Source organism: Kitasatospora sp. NPDC093550 (genome assembly GCF_044764985.1).
Taxonomy (GTDB): Bacteria; Actinomycetota; Actinomycetes; order Streptomycetales; family Streptomycetaceae; genus Kitasatospora.
This window is the reverse complement of the sequence record NZ_JBIWJF010000008.1, coordinates 241,173-265,066: the sequence shown is the minus strand read 5'-3', so window position 1 is coordinate 265,066 and position 23,894 is coordinate 241,173. Positions and strand designations below refer to the sequence as shown.

General features: G+C 69.6%; 22 protein-coding genes. 14 read left to right on the top strand and 8 right to left on the bottom strand.

Features of this window, described 5'->3' with window-relative positions; all coding sequences use genetic code 11:
* Window positions 1-112 precede the first annotated feature (112 nt).
* The 4 genes from ACIRD3_RS15700 to ACIRD3_RS15685 all read right to left on the bottom strand — a co-directional run bounded on the left by ACIRD3_RS15700 (window position 113) and on the right by ACIRD3_RS15685 (window position 5,522).
* Window positions 113-790, bottom strand: a complete 678-nt coding sequence (locus ACIRD3_RS15700; protein WP_402216099.1) for a response regulator — start codon at window positions 788-790, stop codon at window positions 113-115.
* A complete protein-coding gene (locus ACIRD3_RS15695) occupies window positions 787-2,049 on the bottom strand; it encodes a sensor histidine kinase (RefSeq protein WP_402216096.1) in 1,263 nt (420 codons plus the stop codon). The genes ACIRD3_RS15700 and ACIRD3_RS15695 overlap by 4 nt, the downstream gene beginning before the upstream one ends.
* Window positions 2,050-2,158: 109 nt before the next feature.
* The gene (locus ACIRD3_RS15690; protein WP_402216362.1) at window positions 2,159-4,717 is read right to left on the bottom strand and encodes an ATP-dependent Clp protease ATP-binding subunit; all 2,559 of its coding nucleotides are present in this window, start codon (window positions 4,715-4,717) and stop codon (window positions 2,159-2,161) included.
* A gap of 100 nt (window positions 4,718-4,817) precedes the next feature.
* Complete coding sequence (locus ACIRD3_RS15685; protein ID WP_402216094.1) at window positions 4,818-5,522, bottom strand: VIT family protein; 705 nt, start codon at window positions 5,520-5,522, stop codon at window positions 4,818-4,820.
* Between the two features lie 1,422 nt (window positions 5,523-6,944).
* Here ACIRD3_RS15685 and ACIRD3_RS15680 point away from each other — a divergent pair.
* From ACIRD3_RS15680 to ACIRD3_RS15665, 4 genes are all read left to right on the top strand, one after another.
* Window positions 6,945-7,802, top strand: a complete 858-nt coding sequence (locus ACIRD3_RS15680) for an HNH endonuclease (protein ID WP_402216092.1) — start codon at window positions 6,945-6,947, stop codon at window positions 7,800-7,802.
* A gap of 740 nt (window positions 7,803-8,542) precedes the next feature.
* Window positions 8,543-9,199 carry a hypothetical protein gene (locus ACIRD3_RS15675; protein WP_402216090.1) on the top strand — a complete coding sequence of 219 codons (657 nt, stop codon included), beginning with the start codon at window positions 8,543-8,545 and terminating at the stop codon, window positions 9,197-9,199.
* A gap of 33 nt (window positions 9,200-9,232) precedes the next feature.
* Window positions 9,233-10,396, top strand: a complete 1,164-nt coding sequence (locus ACIRD3_RS15670) for an ImmA/IrrE family metallo-endopeptidase (RefSeq protein ID WP_402216087.1) — start codon at window positions 9,233-9,235, stop codon at window positions 10,394-10,396.
* Window positions 10,397-11,173: 777 nt separating this feature from the next.
* The gene (locus ACIRD3_RS15665) at window positions 11,174-12,451 is read left to right on the top strand and encodes a hypothetical protein (protein ID WP_402216085.1); all 1,278 of its coding nucleotides are present in this window, start codon (window positions 11,174-11,176) and stop codon (window positions 12,449-12,451) included.
* Window positions 12,452-12,698: 247 nt separating this feature from the next.
* On the opposite strand, the gene ACIRD3_RS15660 is transcribed toward ACIRD3_RS15665, so the two are convergent.
* Window positions 12,699-13,226, bottom strand: a complete 528-nt coding sequence (locus tag ACIRD3_RS15660) for a hypothetical protein (protein WP_402216082.1) — start codon at window positions 13,224-13,226, stop codon at window positions 12,699-12,701.
* A gap of 149 nt (window positions 13,227-13,375) precedes the next feature.
* Between ACIRD3_RS15660 and ACIRD3_RS15655 the strand changes: the two genes are divergently transcribed.
* Window positions 13,376-14,017 (top strand): HAD family hydrolase, encoded by a 642-nt coding sequence (locus ACIRD3_RS15655; RefSeq protein ID WP_402216080.1) that lies wholly within the window; start codon window positions 13,376-13,378, stop codon window positions 14,015-14,017.
* Window positions 14,014-14,862 (top strand): DUF1932 domain-containing protein, encoded by an 849-nt coding sequence (locus tag ACIRD3_RS15650; RefSeq protein WP_402216078.1) that lies wholly within the window; start codon window positions 14,014-14,016, stop codon window positions 14,860-14,862. Before ACIRD3_RS15655 ends, ACIRD3_RS15650 begins: the two co-directional genes overlap by 4 nt.
* A gap of 10 nt (window positions 14,863-14,872) precedes the next feature.
* Here ACIRD3_RS15650 and ACIRD3_RS15645 read toward each other — a convergent pair whose 3' ends face one another.
* The 3 genes from ACIRD3_RS15645 to ACIRD3_RS15635 form a co-directional block, all read right to left on the bottom strand.
* Window positions 14,873-15,439: a guanylate kinase gene (locus ACIRD3_RS15645; RefSeq protein ID WP_402216076.1), complete on the bottom strand. Its 567-nt coding sequence runs from the start codon at window positions 15,437-15,439 to the stop codon at window positions 14,873-14,875.
* Complete coding sequence (locus tag ACIRD3_RS15640) at window positions 15,436-16,440, bottom strand: AAA family ATPase (protein WP_402216073.1); 1,005 nt, start codon at window positions 16,438-16,440, stop codon at window positions 15,436-15,438. Before ACIRD3_RS15640 ends, ACIRD3_RS15645 begins: the two co-directional genes overlap by 4 nt.
* A gap of 260 nt (window positions 16,441-16,700) precedes the next feature.
* Entirely contained in the window at window positions 16,701-17,048 is a 348-nt protein-coding gene (locus ACIRD3_RS15635) for a GntR family transcriptional regulator (RefSeq protein ID WP_402216359.1), read from the bottom strand.
* 955 nt (window positions 17,049-18,003) lie between these two features.
* Between ACIRD3_RS15635 and ACIRD3_RS15630 the strand changes: the two genes are divergently transcribed.
* From ACIRD3_RS15630 to traB, 8 genes are all read left to right on the top strand, one after another.
* Complete coding sequence (locus tag ACIRD3_RS15630) at window positions 18,004-18,270, top strand: hypothetical protein (RefSeq protein WP_402216071.1); 267 nt, start codon at window positions 18,004-18,006, stop codon at window positions 18,268-18,270.
* Window positions 18,270-18,644 carry a WhiB family transcriptional regulator gene (locus tag ACIRD3_RS15625; protein ID WP_402216069.1) on the top strand — a complete coding sequence of 125 codons (375 nt, stop codon included), beginning with the start codon at window positions 18,270-18,272 and terminating at the stop codon, window positions 18,642-18,644. The genes ACIRD3_RS15630 and ACIRD3_RS15625 overlap by 1 nt, the downstream gene beginning before the upstream one ends.
* On the top strand, window positions 18,641-19,678 hold the full coding sequence (locus ACIRD3_RS15620; RefSeq protein ID WP_402216066.1) for a hypothetical protein: 1,038 nt from the start codon (window positions 18,641-18,643) through the stop codon (window positions 19,676-19,678). The genes ACIRD3_RS15625 and ACIRD3_RS15620 overlap by 4 nt, the downstream gene beginning before the upstream one ends.
* The gene (locus tag ACIRD3_RS15615) at window positions 19,675-20,049 is read left to right on the top strand and encodes an RRQRL motif-containing zinc-binding protein (protein ID WP_402216064.1); all 375 of its coding nucleotides are present in this window, start codon (window positions 19,675-19,677) and stop codon (window positions 20,047-20,049) included. The genes ACIRD3_RS15620 and ACIRD3_RS15615 overlap by 4 nt, the downstream gene beginning before the upstream one ends.
* Before the next feature lie 18 nt (window positions 20,050-20,067).
* Entirely contained in the window at window positions 20,068-20,304 is a 237-nt protein-coding gene (locus tag ACIRD3_RS15610) for a hypothetical protein (protein ID WP_402216062.1), read from the top strand.
* 19 nt (window positions 20,305-20,323) lie between these two features.
* Window positions 20,324-20,869 (top strand): hypothetical protein, encoded by a 546-nt coding sequence (locus tag ACIRD3_RS15605; protein ID WP_402216061.1) that lies wholly within the window; start codon window positions 20,324-20,326, stop codon window positions 20,867-20,869.
* A gap of 19 nt (window positions 20,870-20,888) precedes the next feature.
* A complete protein-coding gene (traA, locus tag ACIRD3_RS15600; RefSeq protein WP_402216059.1) occupies window positions 20,889-21,509 on the top strand; it encodes a plasmid transfer protein TraA in 621 nt (206 codons plus the stop codon).
* A 122-nt stretch (window positions 21,510-21,631) separates the two neighbouring features.
* Window positions 21,632-23,692, top strand: a complete 2,061-nt coding sequence (traB, locus tag ACIRD3_RS15595) for a plasmid transfer protein TraB (RefSeq protein ID WP_402216057.1) — start codon at window positions 21,632-21,634, stop codon at window positions 23,690-23,692.
* Window positions 23,693-23,894 lie beyond the last annotated feature (202 nt).

Here is a 23,894-nt window from a genome sequence, read left to right as displayed (position 1 = left end):
GCCGGACGACGCGAACCGGACACCATGAACCGGGCGGCACGAGCCGGACAACGCGAACGCGACACCATGAACCGGGCAACGCGAACCGGGCGGCACGGCCCGGACCCGCCCCTCAGCCCAGCCAGCCCGGCCGCACCAGCCCCGACTCGTAGGCCAGCACCACCAGTTGCGCCCGGTCCCGCGCGCCGAGCTTCAGCATCGCCCGGCTGACGTGCGTCTTCGCCGTCAGCGGGCTGACCACCAGCCGGCGGGCGATCTCCTCGTTGGTCAGCCCCATCCCGACCAGCGCCAGCACCTCGCGCTCCCGCTCGGTCAGCATCGAGATGTCCGGGAGCCCCGCCGGCGCCGCCTCGGGCGCCTTGGAGCGGGCGGCGAACTCGCCGATCAGCCGTCTGGTCACCCCCGGCGAGAGCAGTGCGTCCCCGGCGACGGCGACCCGGATCGCCCGCAGCAGGTCGGCCGGTTCGGTGTCCTTGACCAGGAAGCCCGCCGCCCCCGAGCGCAGCGCCTCGAAGACGTACTCGTCCAGCTCGAAGGTGGTCAGCACGACCACCCGTACGGAGGACAGCGCGGGGTCCTCGGCGATCCTCCTGGTCGCCTCCAGGCCGTCCATCCGCGGCATCCGGATGTCCATCAGCACGACGTCCGGCACGAGTTCGCGGGCGAGCTGCAGCGCCGCCTCCCCGTCGTCCGCCTCGCCGACCACCGTGAGGTCGTCCTGCAGGTCCAACAGGGCCCGGAAGCCCGCCCTGACCAGCAACTGGTCATCCGCCAGCAGTACCCGGATCACTCGCTCCCCGCCTTCGCCGTCGGCAGCTCCGCCCGGACCCGGAAGCCGCCGCCGGGCACCGGCCCCGCCGTGATGGTCCCACCGAACGCGGCCGCCCGTTCCCGCATCCCGACCAGCCCGCTGCCCGAACCGCCCGCGTCCGCGAGCACGGCCGGCCCCGGGTCCTCGACCCGGACCACCAGCAGGGCCGGGTCCGTCCAGTCCAGCACCACGACCGCCTGCCGGGCCGCCGAGTGCCGGACCACGTTGGTGAGCGCCTCCTGGACGATCCGGAAGGCGGTGAGGTCGACGGTGGCGGGCAGCGCGCGCCGCTCGCCGCGCTCCTGCACCTCGGCCTCCAGCCCCACCCGGTCGGCCTGCGCGGTGAGTTCGTCCAGGCGGTCCAGCCCCGGGGCCGGCCCGCGCGGCGCCGCCCCGGGCCCGCGCAGCGTCGCCAGCACCTGCCGGACCTCGCCGAGCGCCTCCTTGCTGGTCGACTTGATGGTGACCAGCGCGGTGCGGGCCTCCTCCGGCCGCCGGTCGAGCAGCGCCAGCGCGACCCCCGCCTGGATGTTGATCAGCGACAGGCTGTGCGCCAGGATGTCGTGCAACTCCCGGGCCATCTTGAGCCGTTCCTCGTTGGCCCGGCGCTCCTCCAGCTGCTGCCGGTAGGCCCGGTGGGCGGCCATCCGCTCGCGCCGGAAGCGGACGATCTCGGCACCCGCCATCACCAGCGCCAGCCAGGCCAGCAGCCCGAGTTCCTCCTGCCAGGCGACGCCGCTCGAGGGCGCCCGCTGCCAGCTCTCCGGCAGCGCGAAGGTCACCAGCACGTGCACCAGGTACACCCCGGCCAGGCCCGCCCAGGCCGCCCGCCGGTGCCCGGCGCCGATCGCCACGCTGCAGGCGATCAGCCAGCTCAGGAAGACCGGCCCGTACGGGTACCCGGCGGCCAGGTAGGCCGCGGTGGCCAGCGAGGTGCCGGCCACCACCGCGATCGGCCGGCGCCTGCGCAGCACCAGCAGGGCCGGCCCGAGCAGCAGCAGCACGTAGCCGAAGGCGTCCAGCGGGGCCCGCCCCGGCTGGTTGTGCGCGGCGAAGGTCGAGCCGACCACCTGGACGACCGCGACGGCCGCCGCCAGCCCCACCGGCAAGCCGGCCCCCACCCACGGCGGGCGCCACGGCTCGGGCGGCTCGGGCGGTTCGGGCGGTTCGCGCCGCCCCGACGGCTCGGGGCGCGCCGAGGGTTCCGACGGCTCCGACGGCTCCGGTGACGGGGACATGGGCGGCATCATGCCCGAAACGCTAGACCCGCGTTCCGCCCCGGCGCGTCCTCCACCAGTGGCGTTCGGGCGTACTCCCACTGGAGTACGCCCGACTCCGGCCCTCCCGTCAGCTCGCCGCAGCGGCGGCCCGCGCCTTCTCCTCCGCCTCCTCGAAGGTCGCCGAGGCCTCCGGCCGCGCCAGCGTCACCACCAGCTCGCCGTCGCTGACGTCCGCGATCAGCGTGTCCCCCTCCCGCACGGACCCGTCCAGCAACAGGTTGGAGATCCGGTTGTCCAGCTCGGACTGGATCGTCCGGCGCAGCGGCCGGGCCCCGAACTCCGGCTGGTAGCCGCGGTTGACCAGGTACTCCTTGGCCGCCTCGGTGACCTCCAGCCGGACGTCCTGTGCCCGCAGCCGACGCCGGCTGCGCTCCAGCAGCAGGTCCACCACCGACAGCAGGTCCTTCCGGGTGAGCCCGTGGAAGACGATCACCTCGTCGATCCGGTTGAGGAACTCCGGCCGGAACTGCTGCCGCAGGTCGCGCATCAACTCGTCCCGCAGGGCCTGGTCGGGAACTCCGCTCCGGGCGTCCATGCTCCCCGCGCGGTCCAGGATCCGCTGCGAGCCGATGTTGCTGGTCATGATCACCACGGTGTTGCGGAAGTCGACCGTACGCCCCTGGGAGTCGGTGAGCCGCCCGTCGTCCAGCACCTGGAGCAGCAGGTTGAAGACGTCCGGGTGCGCCTTCTCCACCTCGTCGAAGAGCAGCACGCTGTACGGCTTGCGGCGCACCGCCTCGGTCAGCTGCCCGGCCTCGTCGTAGCCGACGTACCCGGGCGGGGAGCCGACCAGCCGGGAGACGGTGTGCTTCTCCTGGAACTCGCTCATGTCGAAGCGGATCATCCGGTCCGGGTCGCCGAACAGCAGCGCCGCCAGAGCCTTCGCCAGCTCGGTCTTGCCGACGCCGGTCGGCCCGAGGAAGAGGAAGGAGCCGGTCGGGCGCTCCGGATCGCCCATCCCGGCCCGGCCGCGGCGCACCGCCTGGGCCACGGCGGTGACCGCCTCGTCCTGGCCGATCACCTTCTCGTGCAGGTGGTCCTCCAGCTTGAGCAGCCGTTCCTTCTCGGTCGCGTTCAGTTCCGCGACCGGGATCCCGGTCCGGGAGGACAGCACCTGCGCGATGTCGTCGGCGGTCACCTCGACGACCTCCTCGCGGGACTCGGCGATCGCCGCCAGCTCGTCCTCGGTCCGCCGCAGCTCGGTCTTCAGGTTCGCGGCCCGGACGAACTCCTCGTCCGCGACGGCCTCCTCCAGCTCCCGCTTCAGCTTGGTGATCCGGTCCTGCACCCCGGTCGCCTCGGTGGAGCCGCTCAGGCTGCGCAGCCGCACCCGCGCACCCGCCTGGTCCAGCAGGTCGATCGCCTTGTCCGGCAGGAAGCGGTCGCTGACGTAGCGGTCGGAGAGCGCCGCCGCCGCGTCCAACGCCTCGTCGGTGAACCGCACCTGGTGGTGCGCCTCGTAGGCGTCCCGCAGCCCCTGCAGGATCTCGACGGTCTCCGCGACGCTCGGCTCGGGCACCAGCACCGGCTGGAAGCGGCGCTCCAGCGCGGCGTCCTTCTCCACGTGCCGGCGGTACTCGTCCAGCGTCGTCGCGCCCACCACGCTCAACTCCCCGCGCGCGAGCGCCGGTTTGAGGATGTTGCCGGCGTCCATCGAGCCCTCGCCGCCGCCGCCCGCGCCGACCACGGTGTGCAGCTCGTCCAGGAACAGGATCACGCTCTTCTCGGCCGCCGTGACCTCGTCGATCACGCTCTTCAGCCGCTCCTCGAACTCGCCCCGGTACTTGGAGCCGGCCACCAGTGCGGTCAGGTCGAGGGCGACCACCCGCTTGTCCTTGAGGCTCTGCGGCACGTCCCCGGAGACGATCCGCTGCGCCAGGCCCTCGACGATCGCGGTCTTGCCGACGCCCGGCTCGCCGATCAGCACCGGGTTGTTCTTGGTCCGCCGGGAGAGGATCTCGACGGTCTGCTCGATCTCCTCGGCCCGCCCGACCACCGGGTCCAGCCGCCCCGAACGCGCCTCCTCGGTGAGGTCGCGCCCGTACTCGTCCAAGGTCGGCGTCTCGCTCGGGTGCGCGCCCGTACTGCCGCGCTCGCCGCCGGTGCCGCGCCCCTCCAGCACCGACTTCAGCGCCTCCTGCGAGGGCGCCGCGTTGCGCAGCGCCACCGCCCCGCCCGAACGCTCCTGGTCCAGCAGCGCGCCGAGGAGGTGCTCCGGGCCGATGTACGAGGCGCCGGCCTCCTGCGAGCGGGCGTGCGCGGCGAGCAGGGCGCGCTTGGCCGAGGGGGTCAGCGCCGGCTGCCCGTCCACCGCGTCGGGGTCACCGGACGGCAGGACCTGCTCCAGATCGCCGGACAGCCGGTCCGGGTCGATGCCCGCCCGCTCCAGCATCCGCCGCGAGGGCTCCACCCGGGTGGCCGCCCAGGCCAGGTGGGCGGTGTCCAGGTCGCTGGAGCCGTCCTCGGACGCGCGCCGCGCCGCCAGCGCGAGCAGCTCCTGCGAGGACTCACTGAGCAGCCGCCCGATCGGCACCCGCTGAACGGCGGGCGGAGAGGCCATCGGGCTCATCCCGAAGAACCGGCTGAGCAGATCGGAGAACGGATCGCTCGATCCGAACGGGGGCATGGTCACGGCGGTTCACCTCTCCCAAGCGGTTTGCAGCCACACAAACACAGGCCGCACCACCCCGCCTGTCGAGCCCTGCCGGTTTCCACCGGCGGACCGGTCAACCCGTGAACCGGTCCAGCAGCACACCACCGCTGTAGGTCACCGCCATCGCCAGCAGCCCACCCGTGACGTTGCGCCCCACCGCTCGCGCCGGCCCCGCCCCGCCCAAGCGGGCACTCGCCCAGCCCGACAGGGTGAGCGCGGCCACCACCGACCCCACCGTCACCGCCAGCCGCCACGACTCCGGCGGCAGCAGCACCGCCAGCAGCGGCACCAGCGCGCCCAGCGTGAACGCGGCCGCACTGGCCAGCGCCGCCTCCCAGGGATTCGTCAACGCCTCCGGGTCGATGCCGAGTTCGGTCTGCGCGTGGGCCCCGAGCGCGTCCCGCTCGGTCAGCGCCACCGCCACGTCCCGAGCCAGGTCGTCCGCCAGCCCGCTGCCCCGGTAGTAGTCGGTGAGTTCGTCGAGCTCGCCCTCCGGGTCCTCCGCGAGCTCCCGCCGCTCCTTCGCCAACGCGGCCCGCTCGGTGTCCCGTTGGGTGCTGACCGACACGTACTCCCCCGCCGCCATCGACATGGCCCCGGCCAGCAGCCCGGCCACCCCCGCCGCCAGCAACGCCGTCCGCGAACCGCTCGCACCCGCCACCCCGGTCACGATGCCCGCCGTCGACACCACCCCGTCGTTGGCCCCCAGCACCGCCGCCCGCAACCAGTTCAGCCGCGCCGACAACTCCGCCCGCGACTCCCCGACCTGCTCAGCCATCCGTCCACCGCTCTCCGGCGTCCACACCCACGGGATCCCCCCGATCCTCACCCACCCCCCACGGCCCCGCCAGCCCGGCACCTCCGCAACCCGGAGTGCGGCCGCCGCCGACGGGGCTCGCCCTCCCCCTTGACGAAGCCCGACCGACGGCCGCGCCCGGGCCGTCCACCCGAGCCGGCGGACCAGGGCTGCGGCCGCCCGTCCCGACGCTCCGCTGTTCGGCGACCTCGCGGAGGACGACGACCGCACGGCGGTGCCCACGGTCAGGCACCGCGCCGCTCCCCCACCGCGGGGCCGCCCTCGGTCAGGCCGTGCTCGGCATCGACCCCGTGCCAGGTACGGCCGCTGGTCGAATCCCCACAGCGGTCGGCAGGGTCCGGCAGGACGTCCACCCGGTGTCGACCCGGTCGACGGTGGCCGGACCGGCGCGCGCATGCATCGCCATGTCCATGGCGGGCCGGGTGGACGCGGTTGTCGGTGACGGTTACCGCTGGCCCCAGCTCAGACCCCAGGCACCGACAGACCCACCGGGACGACCGGCCGCCATCGGCGACCCCCGCGGCAGCACTGCCCGGTGACGCACTCCCATCCTCGGGATACACCCGTACCCCTCGGACACCCATGCCGCCGGCGTGGCCGGTGGCCCCGCCCCTCGAAGGCGGCCGAACCGCCGCCGAAATGTGCCACGGAGGCCGCTGCCGCCGCCCCACCGCGACACGATGCGTTCCACCTATGAGTCAGGCCGCGGCACCGGCTCCTCCGAGCTGGCACCACGGCCCTCTGACCCACATCTCCGCTGTGGGCGCGGACGGTTTCGAACCGCCGACATCTGCTTTGTAAGCTCGTTCGACCACTCGAGCTGGCTCGGCAACGCCGCACGCCCCTCCCGGCAGCCGGGCGCTGACAGCCTTCGTTGCCGTTTCATGTCCGTCAGTGTTGCCGTCAGGATGTGCCGTCACCGTGGGCGCCTAGACCTACCTGTTCGACACCCCTCGTTTTCAATCAGGAGCGTGCAGGCAGCCGAGATCTACGCGCCGGGGGTGGTCTAAGGATGCTGGTGCAGTACAGCGTCAAACCTCGCTTGCAGACCGCCGCGGTCAGGGTGGGCGCCCCCGACCGTCTTCGCGATGCGCGAGTCAGTCAACGCAGGCCAAGCCATGCCGGAGAGCTACCTTTCACAGGTCGTCGGCCACGCCCTTCGGCCCGCTCCGGCAGCAGAGCTGCCCGCCGCCGGATGCCGATGGCAAACACACCTAATGTTGGCGGCAACACATCTTCACTTCCGCTCCGGCAGAGCGGATCTGATGGGGTCTTGCAGATCGGCGGCTACGAATATCGGATTGCATGGACGGGGAGCCGCCCCCTACGGTTGAGCCCGCGTCAGCCGAACGCACAAGTCGACTCAGAGGGAGGGGACCTCGCATGCCTGCAGAACTAGACACCACCCGACCGCTGCCCGCGCCGGACGATCCAGTCATCCATACGTTGTTCAGCAGCAAGGAGACCGCAGCCGCCTGCGCCTTCCTGCTATCCCGCCGGGAGGACCCGCCCACGATGGCGGAGTGGCTGGATCACGCGGAGCAGATGTTCGGGAAGTCCAACGTCCACAGCCAGCGGCGCCTACGCGAAGTCCGCGACCAGTTCGTCGTCAGCTCCAGTCGCCCGCCCGGCGGCCGAGCGCCGGTCTATCGCCTTGAGGGCTGGAGGACGGAGCCCGCCGGAGGAAAGATCGACTCCAAGCTCCAGGCAGAGGTCTTCGAGCGCATGGGCCGCTACTGCCACATGTGCGGCGCGACCCCACCGCAAGTGAAGCTGCAGATCGACCACAAGGTGCCGGCCGCCTGGGGCGGCAAGACCGTCATCGAGAACCTCGAACCGCTCTGCGAGGACCACAACCGCGGCAAGCAAGCGCTCTTCGCCTCGATGAACACCTACAGCGAGGCCCTCGCACGGGCGCTGCCTCTAGGCAACCCCTGGGAGCGAATCGGCGAACTCCTCAAGGCGTTCCACGAGAAGGGGGAAGCGGTACCAGTCAAACTCATCGAGCTCGCTGCCCGTGACACCAACAAGGGAGACCCCACCAAACGGCTCCGCGAGCTGCGGTTTGTCCTCGGTTGGGAGATCACTGCCCGCCGCGTCAAGAAGGATGGCGTCACGGCCGTCAGCTACGAACTGCTCTCCTGGAAGCCTTGGCCCGCAGAGGGCGCCCCTAAGGCCGTAAACCGCTACGAGCGCGAGCGCAAGCGCCGCAAGGCCGCTGAGGTTCACGACACCGACTGACACCGCCGCGGACTCGCGGGTCCCGTCCCGACCGTTTCGATTAGGACAGGGCCCGCGGCGGTTCTCACACCATCAGCCACCAGGACGGATTTGAAGCCACGACACCTTCGTCCCGAATGAGGTCCGGGGCGGGAGGCGACCTGCGCACGCATGAAGATGCAGGTCAGAGCTTCGGGATGGGTTGGTTCCACCCAGCTTCGAACGGCTCTGGCCTCAAGTTCTTCTCCCAGGTTTCTCCCAGAGGCGGGGTAGAGAAGGGCCCGGCTCTCCCGCCCTCTTGAGATCTCGGGCTGGGCTAGCAGCTAGTTGATGTCGTCGAATCGGTCCGACACCGCACAGTGACCCCCCATGTGTGTTGCTCGGCACCGTGACCACACCCCCATGGTGCGAGCAGGCACCGGGCTTGCCGATCGAGGTGTAGGCCCACTCGTCGGCGCAACTCGGTCCGACTGTGCTCCACTCCAAGATGAAAGGCGCTTCGTCGGCCGTGGCGGGCTGGCGGGCTTCGCCGGGTCGGGGGCACAGCCTTGGGACAGCACGCCCAGGACGGGGCGCTAGAGGGGGAGCTGCGGCTGAGAGGTCTTCTTCTGGGGGCCTGACGGAGCGCCGGATCGCAACTATCTTTGATGTTCATCGTGCCTGGTAGACACGCTGGTTCCATAGCACCAACGCTCCCAAGTCGCCTATTCGAACGGCTACTTGACTTGACGTGGTGTGGGTCTATGCGAGAAATTTTCGCCATGAATCCACAGGATCAGCTGGACGCCTATGTCCAGCGCAACGCCGCGGGCCTCTCCCGCCTGCGGGCGCTCGCCGAGGATGCTCTGGCTGATGCGATGGTGGCAGCTCGCCTGGACCGTCCTAAGCCGGGGAAGGTTGCTGGCGATGTCGTGAGCATCGGCGTGCGCGACAAGCTCTTCCTTGCCGCCTCCAGAGACAAGCTGATCGAGCAGTCTTCACTGCGTGTCCGCCAGGTGCGCGGCCGAGGGCTCCGCGTGGTGGATGCGGCCAACGTCGAGGTCTCACTGCGAAAGGTGCCCGAGCTACCTCGCATGGCCCGCGGCTTCGAGTCCGCTGCGGTGCTTCACGGGGCCGATCCGCAGGAACTATTGTTCGATATGCCGCCCATCTGGCCGTCGCTGGACGAGCTCAGCCCTGTCATCCTGTGGTCCATTGGTGCCGATGACGTCCTGGCCGAGTTCACCGTGATGATGGTGGATGACGTGAAGGAACTGGAGCGCGCGAAGGCGTACGCGATGGTTCCGATCGCTCCTGCCGTCCGGGCTGCGGATGAGGAGGAGCTGAAGGCCGATACTCGGGTCAGCGACGACTTCGAGGACTTCGTGGGCAAGAAGATGCCGGCGGAGGGAACAGGGGACAAGGGCATCGAGGCGTAAGGCTTCGGGCCAGAAGGTCGAGGTGGGACTGCTGTGGCCGACACGGTACCGATCTACGGACACCGGGTTCGTCAAGCTAGGACGATCCGCAGCAGTCCGATCAAGCCTTTGGCAGCCATGCTGGACATGACTCCATCGGCCTGGACCGCGCTAGAACGTTCGCCGAGCACCGTAATGACGGTTTCTCGGATGAAAACCCTTGCGATGAGATTGCGCTTCCCTTCCGAATTCTTCTCAACGCCCCCATCCGGTCTCCCCGTGCATCGCGGGTCTTTGCTTTTGAGGGCAAAGAAGAGCATCAAAGTTTCCGAGATTGAAGCGCTGTCAACCTTTTCGGAAATGATCCAAGAACTGTGGCAAGAACTCACCTTGCACGCCACTCATCCGCCGCTTCGGATTCCCGCGAATCTAGCTAAGGGGGTGACCCCTGAGGATGCTGCCGCGATCGCGCGGCGTGCCTTCGATCTCGACGATGATGAGCCGATTCCTCATGTGATTCACGCGGTAGAAAGAGCGGGAGTGCCCGTCATTGTTGCCAATGTGGGAATGCCGGATGCTAGGCACGATGCGTTCTCTGTCTGGGTTGGCGATTTTCATGATGAGCCGCTAATTGTGGCCCGCCCAGTGAATTCTTGGGAGCGCACGCGTTGGTCTATTGCTCACGAGTTGGGCCATTTGGTTCTGCATCATGGAGTAGCGCCTGACGAGGCAGAGGAAGAGGCCAACCGGTTCGCCAATGAATTTCTCTTCCCATCGTCGGCGTTGCATAATGAATGGCCGTCTGTGGCGACATTGAATACGCTGATGCCATTGAAAAGGCGATGGCAGATGTCGCTTTCATCTTTGATCATGCATGGCAGGCAGAACGATCTAATTGACCCTGACCGGGCATCTGGTCTATTTAAGCAACTCTCGGCCAGGAGAGACCCGGTGAGCCAAGTTACATGGCGGGTTCAGGAACCCGGGTGGGACGATCAGGAGCCTGAGCGCCCACGCCTGCTGGCAGTCATGACAGAGCGAGGCCTAGATACCTTGCCGTCAGCGCATCTGTTTTCATCGATCAGTGGCCATTGGCCTGCGGATCTAATGCAGGAAATTATCGATGGTCAGCGTTCTGCTCCTGTTAGGCCCGAAGTAAGGCGCTCGCTACGGTCCGAGCCTGTGAATAATGTCTTCGAGTTTCGTCGACGGGCGTAGCCTTCTACCTTCAGACATGTGGTGCAATGGCTAATGCGGGAGGGGTTTTGCTCGATTCCTCTAAGGAGAGGCGATTGGCTGCCCTTCGGGATGCCGCTAGAAGAAAGTCGCATGACGCGCGAATTGCTGCGGAGTGCGGACTGGCGAAAGTGGTTTCGGCGGGAGAACCTATGAGCTTTTCTGCCGTCGCCCGCGCTGCCGGCGTGTCGGCCCGATACCTGAGGACTCAAGCTGACTTGGCGGACGTAATTGCAGCTATTCGAGATCGGGAGCGGACCCAAGGGTGCGGAGGTTCACTCAGTGGCGCGAATCGCATAAGCGTCTTAACCGTTCGGGTTTCTCTGCTGGAGCGTCTTCTTGACGCTACCCTGCGTGAGCTCAAGGGCGCGGGTGGAACCCCCAAGAGGGGTTCCACCCGTAAGTCCGGATGATCGGCCCATTCGCTGAAAGGGCTGGGCTCCTGGCTGTCGCCGCGCCGACGCCCGCAAGGCGGCCAGCCCGTCCACTGCGCCATTCGTGCCCGCGGCCCGGCCTGGGTGTCTTCGGCCCGACGACGAGGGGCCAGCCGGCACGGAAGGACGTGGCAGCCTGCTGGGCTCGCAAAGCGGGTTGCCCTGGGTTCGGTTGCGTTGTCGAAGCCATGCCGCCAGTAGCGTGCCCACATCGCGGCCGGTGGTACGCGAGCTGGTCGAGGCACATAAGGTCCGAAAGCTGGCAGCTGTACACGTGTATCCGTAATTGTGAGTGCGACAGCGAGGATGTCCCTAACATCTGTGCATGACCGCAGACGACGCACCAAAACCGTGCCCGATGCCCAGTGCCCATAGGCGGCTGATGGAATGCCACGCGCAGTGGCACCTGCTCCACGAGGCGTACTTCGACCCGCACGGGTTCCGCCTCAACCTCAACGCGCTGTTGCAGAACCTGCGGAACGTGACCTGGCTGATACAGAAGCAGAAGTCCGAGCTCCCCGGCTTCGACGATTGGTACCCGCGCTTCACCGACAGCGCGGGCAAGGACCCCCTCATGCGGTGGTCCGTGCGATCGCGCAACCGCATCACCAAGGAGGCCGACCTGGAGCTCCTCAGTCACATGCGGATTGTGTGGCACCAGGACTGGCTTCAGCGCGTCATCGGTACGTCGTCCGAGTACCCGCCGCGGTTGTCAATTCGCGAGGTAGTTACCGACATCATGCGGCGGTACCGCCCGCCCTTCGGCACGATGACGGTGCAGCGGCGTTGGGTCGACAAGGAGCTCCCGGATTGGGAACTCCTCGATGCGACGGGTGCGGTGTACTCCCGCCTCGAAGCGCTGCTGGCCGAGGGGCACTCGGCGGCCGGCGTCACCCTGTGCGATCTTGAGTCGCACATTCAGGAATGTGTGACGGCATCCCTGTCGCGCTCGGGCGCCAGGGCGCTTTGCATGTTCACCGCCAAGGATGACTTGGAGGCCCACTTCGACCTGGTCAGTGGTGCCGAGATCGAACAGCTCTCCTCCGTCTTCGAGCGTGACGATGAGTTGGCGGCGGAGTCGGCCGAGCGATACGGCGGCCAGCTACAGCTGCCGCTCGGCGACGCGATCGAATCGGTGCCGGGGTACCTGAACGTTGCGCGAACGCTGATGGAGAGCGACGGTGACCACGGCACGTTCGCCTTCCTGTTCCGTGGGGCGCTGAGAGTTGGCCTGACCCATCTCGTCTTCGACAGCCAGAGCGCGAAGATGCTCGCCTTTGAGAAGCTGGCCAGTCAAGCGAAAGCACGGGACGCGGACGGAGTGCTGGTGGTTTCGGAGGCATGGTTCGCGGTGCCCACAAAGCGTGAGAAAGATCTAGGCACGTTCTTCTTCCCTGCGAGGGACCGACTGGACCGCAGAGAGTCACTCGTGGTGCAGGCCGTGACTCGCGACGGTCGCGTTGCGAGCCAAGCTTGCATCGTCACTCGCGAAGCCGATGGCCGGACCGTTTGCTCGGAGCCCTCCGATGTGGAGTGCGACATGCCCAACACGTTCATGCCGATCATCCGGATGTGGAAGGAGCTGGATTCGATGGGCAGCTGATCGACACAGGGAGCGGTCGCCCCGGACCACCATCGGTCCGGGGCCTATTTGTGTGGCGGGCCGTTGACCTGCGTAAGCAAAATCGAGGTGCTTGCAGGGTCGCGCCGGTACGCCGCTGTCCAGACGTGTTGATGTCGGAGGGCGGTGTCACTACCAGCATGGTGGCCCCAGTGGAACGCTGCCCATCTGGCCTGGGCCCGACAGCGAGCGCTGTCGGGCCCAGGCTTTTCTGCATGCTCCGCAGCACTCAGCGCTTCCTCCCCAGCGTGGGGAGCCCTGCCGAAACCTCGCGATAGCGCGAGTCCGCTGTTGACTCGCTGTACCGCTCGCCGACTACGACTGGTGGTACGTACCGCGTACGGGTCCGCCGCGGCAGCGGCTCCATTGGGACCCCCCAGGACAACATCGCGGCCCGCAACAGGGTGTGCCAGCGGATGAGGTCTTCCAACTCTGCTGGTAGAGCAAGTGAGATGGTGCGTGAGTCCTTGCGCTTAGCGAAGGTGGCCTGAGGGTTGCCCAGCTCGTCGAGCCAGACCCTCACCACGACGCACGGGCGGTTCACGTAGATCGGTTTCTTTGCCTCCTTGGATGCAACGGTCATCCCCGTGACGTGCCCGTATATCTGGCGTAGCCACTTGGCATCGCGCGGCAGTGGGACGTTCAGGAGAGTTGCTCCAGCTCGCTTGTCCCAACCTGCATGCAAGATCTCGTAGCGGCCGAGCCAGACCCAAACCTCGACGGTAGAGGGCGACTCCCCGTTCTCAAGCACGGTCACTTAAGCCCCTGTTCGATGAGAATGGTGCGCTTCCGTGATTGCTGATCCATGTACTACCCACGTCGCTGCATCCCCCACGCGGAGCGCCGCCGACGTAGTGCGTCGCGTCTCGTCTCGGTAGGGTCGCCGCCATGGGCAGGCTCGTTCTCATGGACCTCGATGACACGCTGATCAGCCGACGCGAAGCGGTGACCGCGTGGGCCGAGGACTTCAGCACCGATCGGCGCCTGTCCGCAGAAGACGCGCGAACAGTGGTCGATGCGGTTAGGGAGCGCGCTCAGCCGGAGATCTTCGAAACTCTGCGAGCAACGCTCGGCCTGGCCGAGTCCGCAGCAGAGCTGTGGGAGGCCTACCTGGTCGGGCTGGCCGCGAAGGTCACGTGCGACTCAGAGACTCTGACCCGCCTCGACCTACTCCGAGCCGCCGGGTGGTCGGTGGGCGTGCTGACGAACGGTGCGGCGGACATCCAACGGGCCAAGCTCACCGCTGCGGGGATCCTCGACCACGTGGACGCGGTGTGCATCTCCGAGGAGGCCGGGGCCCGCAAGCCGGAGCCTGAGGTCTTTCGAACGGCCGCCGCACGCTGTGGGTTCGCGCTTCCAGCCGATGCCTGGATGGTCGGGGACAACCCGATGACGGACATCGCCGGGGCCAGCGCCACCGGCCTGCGAACGGTCTGGGTCTCGGCAGGCAGCACCTGGGCCACACCCGGACTCGTCCCTGATCACATCTCGTCCACCATCGTGGAAGCGGTGGACTTCCTGCTCGGACGACCGGAGAGCACGCAATGACCATCAAGCCGATCATCGGCATCCTCCACCCCGGCAGCATGGGCGCGGCGGTCGCAGCATGCGCCCGCCCAAACGCAGCCAGGGTCCTCTGGTGCCCAGCGGGCCGAAGTGCGGCCACCGCGGCTCGGGCAGAGCAGGCTGGTCTGGAGTCCGTAGGCAGCCTGGACGCTCTGGTGGAGCAGGCTCACGTCATCATCAGCCTCTGTCCGCCGGCGGCGGCCGAGGAACTGGCCCACACGGTCGCCGAGCGCAGGTTCGCCGGGGTTTACGTGGAGGCCAACGCCATCAATCCGGACCGGATGACTCGCATCGCCGGGGTGCTGGGCAGGTCCGCCCGTCACGTGGTCGACGGCGCGGTCATCGGATCTCCGCCGATCAACGGGAAGAGGACCCGGCTGTACCTTTCCGGTTCACTCGAGGCCGTCTCGCTGGTGGAGAGGCTGTTCGCGGGCAGCATGGTGGCAACCCCCGTACTGGGGGAAGCGATTGGCCAGGCATCGGCTCTGAAGCTGGCGTACAGCTCGTATCAGAAGGCCTCTCGCGTCCTCGCGGCGGTTGCCTTCGGCGCGGCGCGCGCGCACGGCGTGGACGATGCGCTGCTCGACGTCGCCGGCAAGCGGCAGGGCAGCTACCTGGTAGAGACCGGGTACATCGCTAAGACTGCCGCGCGAGCGTGGCGATGGGCCCCCGAGATGGACGAGGCCGCAGACATGCTGTCCGCCCTCGGATTGCCCGACGAGGTGCTGCGGGCCGTTTCGCAAACCCTCGCTCGGTGGGAGAACAGCAAAGACCTCGCCGAGCTGACGCCCGACGAGGCCCTTGACCGTCTGTCCCGGCCGCAGTGAGCGCCGGCCGCTACCAGCTTCCACCGGCACGGTCGCTCGACAGGAGGTCGTTGATCAGCCGCGCCGCCTCGGCAGGTTCGACGTTGCCCGTGTCCACCGTGAGGTCCCACGCCTGCCCAGGGTGGGCGTCGACATCGGCCTGCGTGGCGTCCCATGCTGAGAGCCGATCCGCGGTGTCGGCGTCGCCACGTCCGGCTGACCGGGACGCCGTCGCCTCACGCGAGCACCAGAGCAACACGACGGCCCAGTCAGCCCGGTAGCCCTTGATGAGCGCGTTGATGCCCTCGACCTGGCCCAGGTGCACAACCGGGAGGCCGGTCATGAACGCCTCGTCCATCCCCGGACGGTCGATCACGTACGTGTTGCCGTACCGGCGGTTCAGGTAGATGACATCCCCGGCGGCCTCCAGGTCGGCCAGTTGCTCAGCCGTGCCCATCCGGTAGCCAGCGGACTTCCCGGAGCCGACCTTGAGTCGGGAGAAGAGCCGGTAGTCCGGATTGATGGCCTGGAGGGCTCGGGTGACGGTGTCCTTGCCAGCGGCCGGCGGCCCGTACAGGACGAGGCCGTGCGCCGTCACAGCCCGCCTCCGCTCAGTACGTCGCGGGCCTGGTCGGCAGCGGCGATCGCCGCACCGAGGCGGTTGTCCACCACGAAGTGCGGGCCCTCGGGCCGGAGCTTGAGGTCAATCGTGGCCAGGTACTCCTCCCACGACTCCATCTTCCAGATGTCCCGGGCCGCGCCTCGGAACTCGATGTACTCCCTCATCGAGTCAGGGTCGCACTCGACCCAGATGGCGGCCACGGTGGCTCGCTTCGCCTTGCAGCGGTTATAGAAGCGCTGCATCCAGTCGGCCTGCGAGAACTCCGCCAGGAACGGCGCATCGAGGATCACGGACGTGCCGCAGTCGACGTTGTCCCACGCGGCCTCCATGAGGCAGCGGTATTCGAGCGGCCGGACCTTCTCCCGGTAGAGCGCAGAACTCCGGTCATTCACCTCTCCGCCGAGCGCCATCAAGAGCTGATCGACCAACGGGCGCGTCAAGGAATCCTTGTCGAGCACCGGCCACCCGGTGAGGCGACCGATGAACTTTGCGAACTCACTTTTCCCGGAACCGGCATATCCGCCGACAAGGAGGACCATAGGGCCGGAATTATCGCCGCCGTTCCGACGCTTCCACTCGTCAATGACCCGACTGCGGAACGCTTCGGCGTCGACATTGCCCGCACCCTCGCGGATGCTGCCGAGAGCCTCGCGGATCGCCTGGTCCAGGTTGGGGACGTTATCTGCTGCTGGACGCTGGTTGGGCACCGTGGTGACCTCTCCGGGGAGCGGTCGGCGAAAGCCCAGTTCCGCCTCGTTCATGCGGTAGAGAAGGCAGTAAGCCCGGCGGTAGTCGGGGCGCGGGTACGCGGAACCCGCCTCGTGTGCCCAGACCGTCTGAAAGTTGGCGGCAAGGTTGAACTTGTGCCGATCGCCGATTTCCCGAAGCTTCTCACCGACTTCCTCAAGAGTCAGGTTGTGGGATTCCCTGACCTGCTTGAGAATTGTCGGATTCCATCCTGGGCGTTGCCGAGCCATATTCCCCTCCTAGGAAACTGCTCGTGCCGCGAGTGTAGCGGCTCGTTGAGTCACCCGAAAATCGCGATAGAAGTCGTGATAGTAGTCGTGTAAGGATCTGCCGCCGAATACCGGTAAGGCTCCGTGATACAGATGCCGCCCCGACGGGTGTGAACTGATTCCTGTCCACCCCAGGAGGCATCAGTGAAGCGTCACCCTCCCCGATATGCAGTCAGGGGACCACGGCACGGCCGCGATCCCCTGTTCCCCCCATCCGCCCGTCACCGGGCCTCAAGCTCCGCGACCCGGGCTTGCAGGTCGCGGAGTTCCCCGCGGACCTCGGCAAGCTCACGCCGGAGCTGTCCGGCCTCGCTGCCGGCGGCGGCAGCCTTCGACTCCGCACCCTCGGTCAGGAAAGCCGCCTTGCCCTGATGGCTCACCACGAGCCCGGTCTCCCGCAGGTGGCCGACGGCGGCGCGCGCAACGGTTGGGCTCACGTCGTAGTGGGCCTGAAGCTTCGCCAGTGACGGGATCTTCCCGTCGGCAGCGAACTCGCCCTTCGCGATCCGCGCGCAAAGGTCATCGGCCACCTGCCGATAGGCGGACTTCTCGCCGGTCCACTCGACCATCACCACTCCACATCCCTCTGCGTCTCTGCCTCATAGTGCCGCACCCTCCGGCCGGAACCAATGCTTCCGCATGTCGCCCAGCCGATGGGCTTGCCAACTCTGCTTCTCTGCCTCACAGTGTTCTGTGTGGCAGAGAGAACAAAGCTCTCTCGGGCCTAGCTATTCCTGCACGTCAACGGCCGCTATGGGGCCGGACGCTGCCGCTGCACTCCGGTGCTGCGGTAAGTCCAGCCGCTGCGGAACCGGTGCTCTGTCCACACAGAGCACAGCTCCTTGAGAACTGAACAGTGATCGTGCGGGACCGACGCGAGGGCGGCGGTCGCGGTAGGCACCTAGGTTGAGGAACCGGGGGTGAACCGCCGCGATGAACGAAGCCCTCCCCTACGCAGTGGCATGCCATCCCTCCGGGGATGTGGGGCCGAACGGGACGCTGACCATGCCGATTCGTACGGCTGGGTGGCGAAACCGGGAGTACAGCGGAGTCCCAACGCACGTGGCGGGATGAGACAGACCGCCCCCGTGGTGACCGGGTGATGTCGCCGGCGGCAGCGAGCCACGCAGCACCCCGTTCCGGGTGCGCCGCCCTGCTGGTGCTGAGCAGAGACGAAGCACCGGACCAGGCCCGAGAGACCTGACGCCCGTAGGACGGGCACCCCCAACCACCAGCCCCGGCAGGGGCTTCGATCTGAGGAGGGCGCGCCCATGGGCATGCCCCAGATCTGTAGCCGGCCCCGCCGCTGACAGCGGGCGGGGCTTACCGCTTCCGGTCGCGTTACCAGCGATCACGGTCCCCGGCGCGCGCCGGCCGCCCACACGGCGGCGGGCCCGCGTCGGGTTCCGCGGCTGCTCGTGAACGACGAGAAGCCCAGCCCGCATGAGTCGGGCCGCCGCGCTCCCGGCCAAGGTAGGCGCGGCGGCCCTGCGGGCTCACCCCCCGATTGGACGAGGTGAACCCATGAAACTGATTGTTGCAGGCCAGCAGGCCGCGACCCCCGAGGAGTTCGCGGAACTGGCCTTCGGGACCGGCGCCGACTTCGGCTTCGGCGTCGACACCGAGCTGTTCGACGGCACCACGGACAGCTCCGACGAGGACCGGCTGATCCGGCTCGACGTCGCCCGCGCGGCCCTGCGGGACCTCCCCGCCCCGGCCGCCCGGTTCGCGTCGGCCTTGATGCGCACCGCCGAGCGCCGCCGGGTGCTGACCTGGAAGGCGGCAGCGTGATGGCCCAGCTGCACTCCCTCCTTGCCGGCGCGACGCGCACCCCGCACCTGTCCGCGCGTCCGGCGGCCACCGTGCTGGCCGAGTACCGCCCGAGCCCGGACAGCGACCTGCGCGGCGCCGCCTGCGCGGGCAGCGACACCGAGCTGTTCTACCCGGACCCCGAGGAGATGGGGGCGGAGACCGCCGAGTGGGCCGAGCGCCGCGCCAAGATGATCTGCGCCGGCTGCCCGGTGGCGGCCATGTGCCTGGCCGATGCGCTGGAGCGGCGCGAGCCGCATGGCGTCTTCGGTGGCCTGAACGGGCGCGAGCGCGCCGCCGTGCTGCGGCGGGCGGCGCGCTCCCGGGCCCGGGTGAACGCCGGGGGTGCCGGGTGAACGTTCACCGCACCGGCGGGGGTGTTCACCCGGTGCTCACCGAGGTGCCCACCGAAGCCCAGATCCGCCGCACGTCCCGGGTGATCAGCGGCGGCACGTGGGTGCTGACGGGGGCGGTGGTCGCGGTGAGCATGTCCACCGCCGCACCGTTCATCGACGCCCATTCGACCGTCGGCACCGGCCCCGTGATGGCGGTCGCCGCCGACGGCTGCTTCATCCTGAGCCTCCAGGCGGACAGCACCCTCTCCCGCTTCGGGGTGAAGCCCGGGCGGTGGCCGGCCCTCTTCCGGTGGGTCACCGGGCTGGCCACGGTCTGGCTCAACATCGGGGCCGCCGCGCTGGCGAAAGACCTGGTCGGCGTGGTGATCCACCTGATCCCGCCCCTGTTGCTGCTGCTCGTCGCGGAGGCTGGACCGGCCTACCGCCGGGCCCTGGCCCGCCTCGCGCGCCGGTCCCAGCCGCCACTCCAAACCCGCCCGGCGACCATCCCGCGCGCCGCCCGGCAGGTGGTGAACGTGCCGCTGTTCACCCTCCCGACCGCGCCGTTCACCGCCACCCCGCAGGCCGCCCCAGCCCTGCCGCCCAGTCCTCTTCCGGAAGGCCGGGAGGCGCTCCCGGGGGCCGGGGTGAACGCGGTGAACACCGAGCCCGTTCACCCGGCGCTCACCCCCGTTCACCCCACCCCGACCGACCCCACCGAACCGACCGTCGCCCCGGCCGCGGACACCGTCGACGACGTGATCGACGGCCCGGTCTACCCGGACGGACCGAACCCGGTGAACACCCCGACGCCCGAGCCGTTCACCGCCGAGGACGAGGTGAACGCCCCGGCCGACGAGGTGAACACCGACCCGCGGGAACCGGCCCGGCTGGACGGCGCAGACGCCGCCCGCGTGATCAAAGAGTGCTGGCGCGACGGCATCTCGCAGCGCGAAGCCGCCCGCCGCTCCACCCGCTCCCCGGCCTACGTCAGCGTCGTCTACAAGCGGCTCAGCGAGCAGCAGGACGGCGGCACCGAGGCGGTGGCCGCATGAGCCGCCCCCGCCACTGGGACCCCGACGGCACCCGCCACGGCGGCACGCCCACCTACCCGTGGCGCATGGCGCCGCGTGGCCTCTTCACCCGCCGCCAGCTCCGCGCCAAGGGCCTACGCCCCGGCGGCCAGGACGTCGCCGCGCAGGTCATGTGGCGCTCCCGCTACGGCGGCACCCGCCCCGCCTACCTTTACCGCCTCGCGCTGGCCAAGCCCGTCCGGCCCATGACCCCCGCGAAGGCCGCCGCCCTCGCCAAGGCCAACCGGGCGCGCCGCATCTGCCCCGCCTGCGGGCAGGACGTCGGCTACGTGCTCCCCACGCACCTCGACACCTGCCTGAACTGCGCCGACACCACCGCCCTCGTTGCCTGAGACTCCGGAGGAATCCCCATGAGCTGGACCCGAACCGACGCCGAGAACCTCGCCGCCAGCCTCGACCGGGGCGCCGTCGACAAGCTGGCCGCCGCCCGCTCCGGCGACACCTTCGCCGGTGACGCGCGCAACGGCGAACTGCCCCGCCAGCAGGCCGCCGCTGCCGCCCTCATCCTGCGCGTCCAGGCCCGCGCGATGCTCGCCGACGCCGCCGCCATCCTCGACGGCGCCGACCCCGCCGAACTCGGCTACTGACCATCCGGGAGGTCTCGTCATGGCCCGCATCCGCACCACCAAGGTTCAGATACCGGCCCAGCGCGGCCGTGGGCGCCGTCGAGGGCCCGCCGCGCACGTGGTCGACCTCGGCCGGGGCACCGCCCCGGTCGTGCTCGTCGTCCCCCACCAGCCGTCGCTGAGCGGCCGGTTGGCCCTCGCGACCGGCCGCGCGCTGTGGCGCGGCCGGGTCGCGTGGGCCCCGGTCTGGGCCGGGATCGGCGTCTTCGGGGCAGCCGGTGTGCTGTCCGCCGTCCCGGCCGCCGCCCTCGCCCTCGCCGTCCCGGCGGTGCTGCTGCCCGCCGGGTGGCAGCTGGCCGTGCGCCGCCACCCGCGCTCGGCCGTGCGCCGCAAGGCCCGTGCCCGCACCCGCTCCGTCGCCGCCTGGTCAACCGGGCTGGCCTGGTCGGCGCTGGCCGTCTGGTTCGGCCCCGCGAACGGCCTGCTCGCCCTTGCGTGGCTGGCCGGTACCGCCACCGCCCAGACGCTGTGGTGGCAGTACCGCCGCACCCGCGCCACCACCCCGCTGACCGCCGAGACCGACTGAACTCCCGAGGAGACAGCAGATGAGCACCCCTCCCAACAACTCCGGCAACCCGTTCCCGCCCCCGCGCCGCTCCGGCAACCCGGCCGGCGCGGGGAAGACCCCACCGCCGCCCCGGGGCGGCAACTCCCGGACCCGCGTCGGGCCGAGCTACCACTTCTCCTACACCCGCAACACCCCCAGCGGCGGTGGCATGGGCGGCGCCCGGTACGGCGGCGGCCGCGGCCCCGGCGGTCCGGGCCCGTCGTCCGGCCCGATCGGCACCCCGTCCGGCGGCGGCCAAGGCGGCGGGCGCGGCTACTCCCCGCTCGGCGACCCGGAGTTCTTCACCAACGCCGACGTGCGCGAGTTCTGCGAGCGCGGCCGCGCCACGTTCGCCCAGCTCTCCTTCGACCTCGCCATGGCCTTCGAGATCCTGCAGGCCGTGCTGAAAGAGGTCCCCGACGCCGACGGCCGGCCGTTCGGCTCCCTGACCCGCGCCCGCCGGGTGTCCAAGCACCTGAAGAAGGCCGCCGACGACGCCAAGGACTGCGCCGCCGAGATCGCCCGCACCTACGCCGCGTTCCAGCGCGAGTACGACCCGGAGATCTCCCGCGTGGCCAAGCCCCGCCAGCCCCGCCGCCGCTTCGACTTCGGCGGCTGATCCCGCTCTGATCCCCGACCCGGGGCAGGGCGCGCGCCCTCGCACCCGATCGGTCGGGTGAGCTGTGCCGCGCGCTGCCCCGGGCCGGGCCCCACCCGCCCCGCAGCCCCGGGAGGCCGCCCATGCGCCGCCAGCCTCAGCCCCAGATCGCGCAGTTCGACACCGGCCAGCACGCCGGGTACCTGCACCTCGACCCCAACCAGCACGCCGGCGGCGTCGGCGAGTACCTGCTCCACCGCGCCAAGCCCTACCTGCCGCCGTGGCTGGTCGCCGCCGGCACCGGCATCCTCTCCCTCCCGGCGAACCTGATGTGGAACGAGTCCGCGGCCGGCGCGGTCGGCCTCACCCTCGCCTCCCTCGGCCTTACCGCCGCCACCTGGTGGGCGGGCAAGCCCACCAGCCAGCAGCGCCGCCTCCACTCCGCCATCACCGTCGCGGCGGGCACGTCGTGGTTCACCGCCGCCGCCCTCGCCGGACCCGCCGCCGGTCCGCTGCCGAGCCTCTACCTGATAGGGGCACCGGCCATCGCCGCGACGTGGAACATCCGCCAGCTGCTGCGGGTCAACCCCGACGGCGCGCCGAACGACGGCGACAAGGGGCTCCTGGAGAAGGTCGGTCTCGCCAAGACCCTGGTCACCTCCGCCAAGGTCCAGCCCAACAAGGCGGAGTTCGAGCTGCAGCTTCCCGGCGGGGAGTTGACGCCGGACGACGTGTCGAAGGCGCTGCCCAAGCTGGCCGGAGCGCTGCGGGTCGCCAAGAACGCCCTGCGCACGACACCGGACCCGGACGATTCCTCCCGCACGACGCTCACCGTCGTGCCCCATGACCTGCTCAAGGCCGGCGCCTCCTACCCGGGCCCTTCGCACCCGGGAGGGTCGATCGCCGACCCGGTCCACCTGGGCATCTATGAGGACGGCGCAGACATGGCGGCCTTCTTCCCCGGCGACCCGGACGCGCACCGCAACGCGATGCACCTGCTGATCATGGGGATGACCGGCTCCGGCAAGTCCGAGGGCGGCCTGACCGCGCTGACCGAGGTCATCACCCGCCGCGACGTGATCGTGTGGGCGTCCGACCCGGCCAAGGCCGAGCAGACCCTCGGCCCGCTGCTGCCCGCCCTCGACTGGGCCGCGCTCACCATGGACGACACCAAGGCCATGATCACGGCACTCAAGGCCGTCATCCCGGCCCGTACGTCCTGGCTGGCGAAGTACGGCTACAAGCAGTGGGAGCCGGCCTGCGCCGAGATCCAGGCCGACGGCTCCCCGGGCATGCCCTACCTCATCGCCTGGTTCGAGGAGGCCGCCAAGACCCTCCGCGAGACGGACGACGACGTGTTCACCGGTCCCGCGCAGGAAGCCCGTTCCGCCGGGATGTCCCTGGTCGTCTCGATGCAGCGCGCCTCCCACACCCAGATGAGCACCGACACCCGCGCCTCGCTCGGCTCGTCGTGGGTGTTCGGCCTGCGCGACGACCGAGACGCTCAGTTCGCCCTGCCCGACGAGGCCATGGACGCCGGCGCCTCCCCGCAGGCCTGGAAGGACAAGAAGCCCGGCTACTCCTACCTGGTCGCCAACGGCATCCCGGAGACGTTCTGGGCCACCCCCGGCCGGGCCTACCTCACCCCGGTGGACGCCATGAACTGGGCCGTCGCCGGGTTCGCCCACGTCCGCGCCCAGTGCGACCCGGTCACCGCCAAGGCCGCCGCCAACGCGGTCGGCCCCGCCTTCACCCAACGCACCCACTACCCCCTGCCCGCCCTCACCGCCGACAGCGGCGACGACGGCGGGATCTACGACCAGGAGAACGCCCCGGTGCACTACGACTACGACATCGACCCCACCGACAACGCCGACGGCGACGACGACGGATGGATCGACCCGGACGCCGAACTCCCGCCCGTCGAACGGGTCGTCGAGATCGCACCGCCCGAGATCCCGCCGCGCACCCGCGTCGGCAAGGCCGAGGCCAAGAAGATCATGGCCGAGCTGCTGGCCGAGTTCGAAGCCGCGGGCCTCACCGAGGTCGGCCCGGCCGACTTCATGGAGCACTGCGACCGCTTCCACCGCTCCCGCAGCTGGGTGTCCGGACAGGTCGCCGAGATGGTCGAGACCGGCCGCCTGCGGGAGACCGACGAGGCCGGCCGCTACGCGATCGTCCCGCTCCAGCCAGCCGCCGCCTGAACCCGCTCCAGGCCCGCTTCTGACGGTCCTGACGCGTCTGACGCGCCAGACGGCCCTGACATCGAACGGGCCGTTTTCCCCAGGTAACGCGTGCGCGCGAGGGGTGTCTGACGCGTCAGACACCCCCGCCTGACGCTTCTGACACCCCCACCCTCACGCCCCTGACACCCCCTCCCTCACCGCTCGACCACGCCCCCGAAAC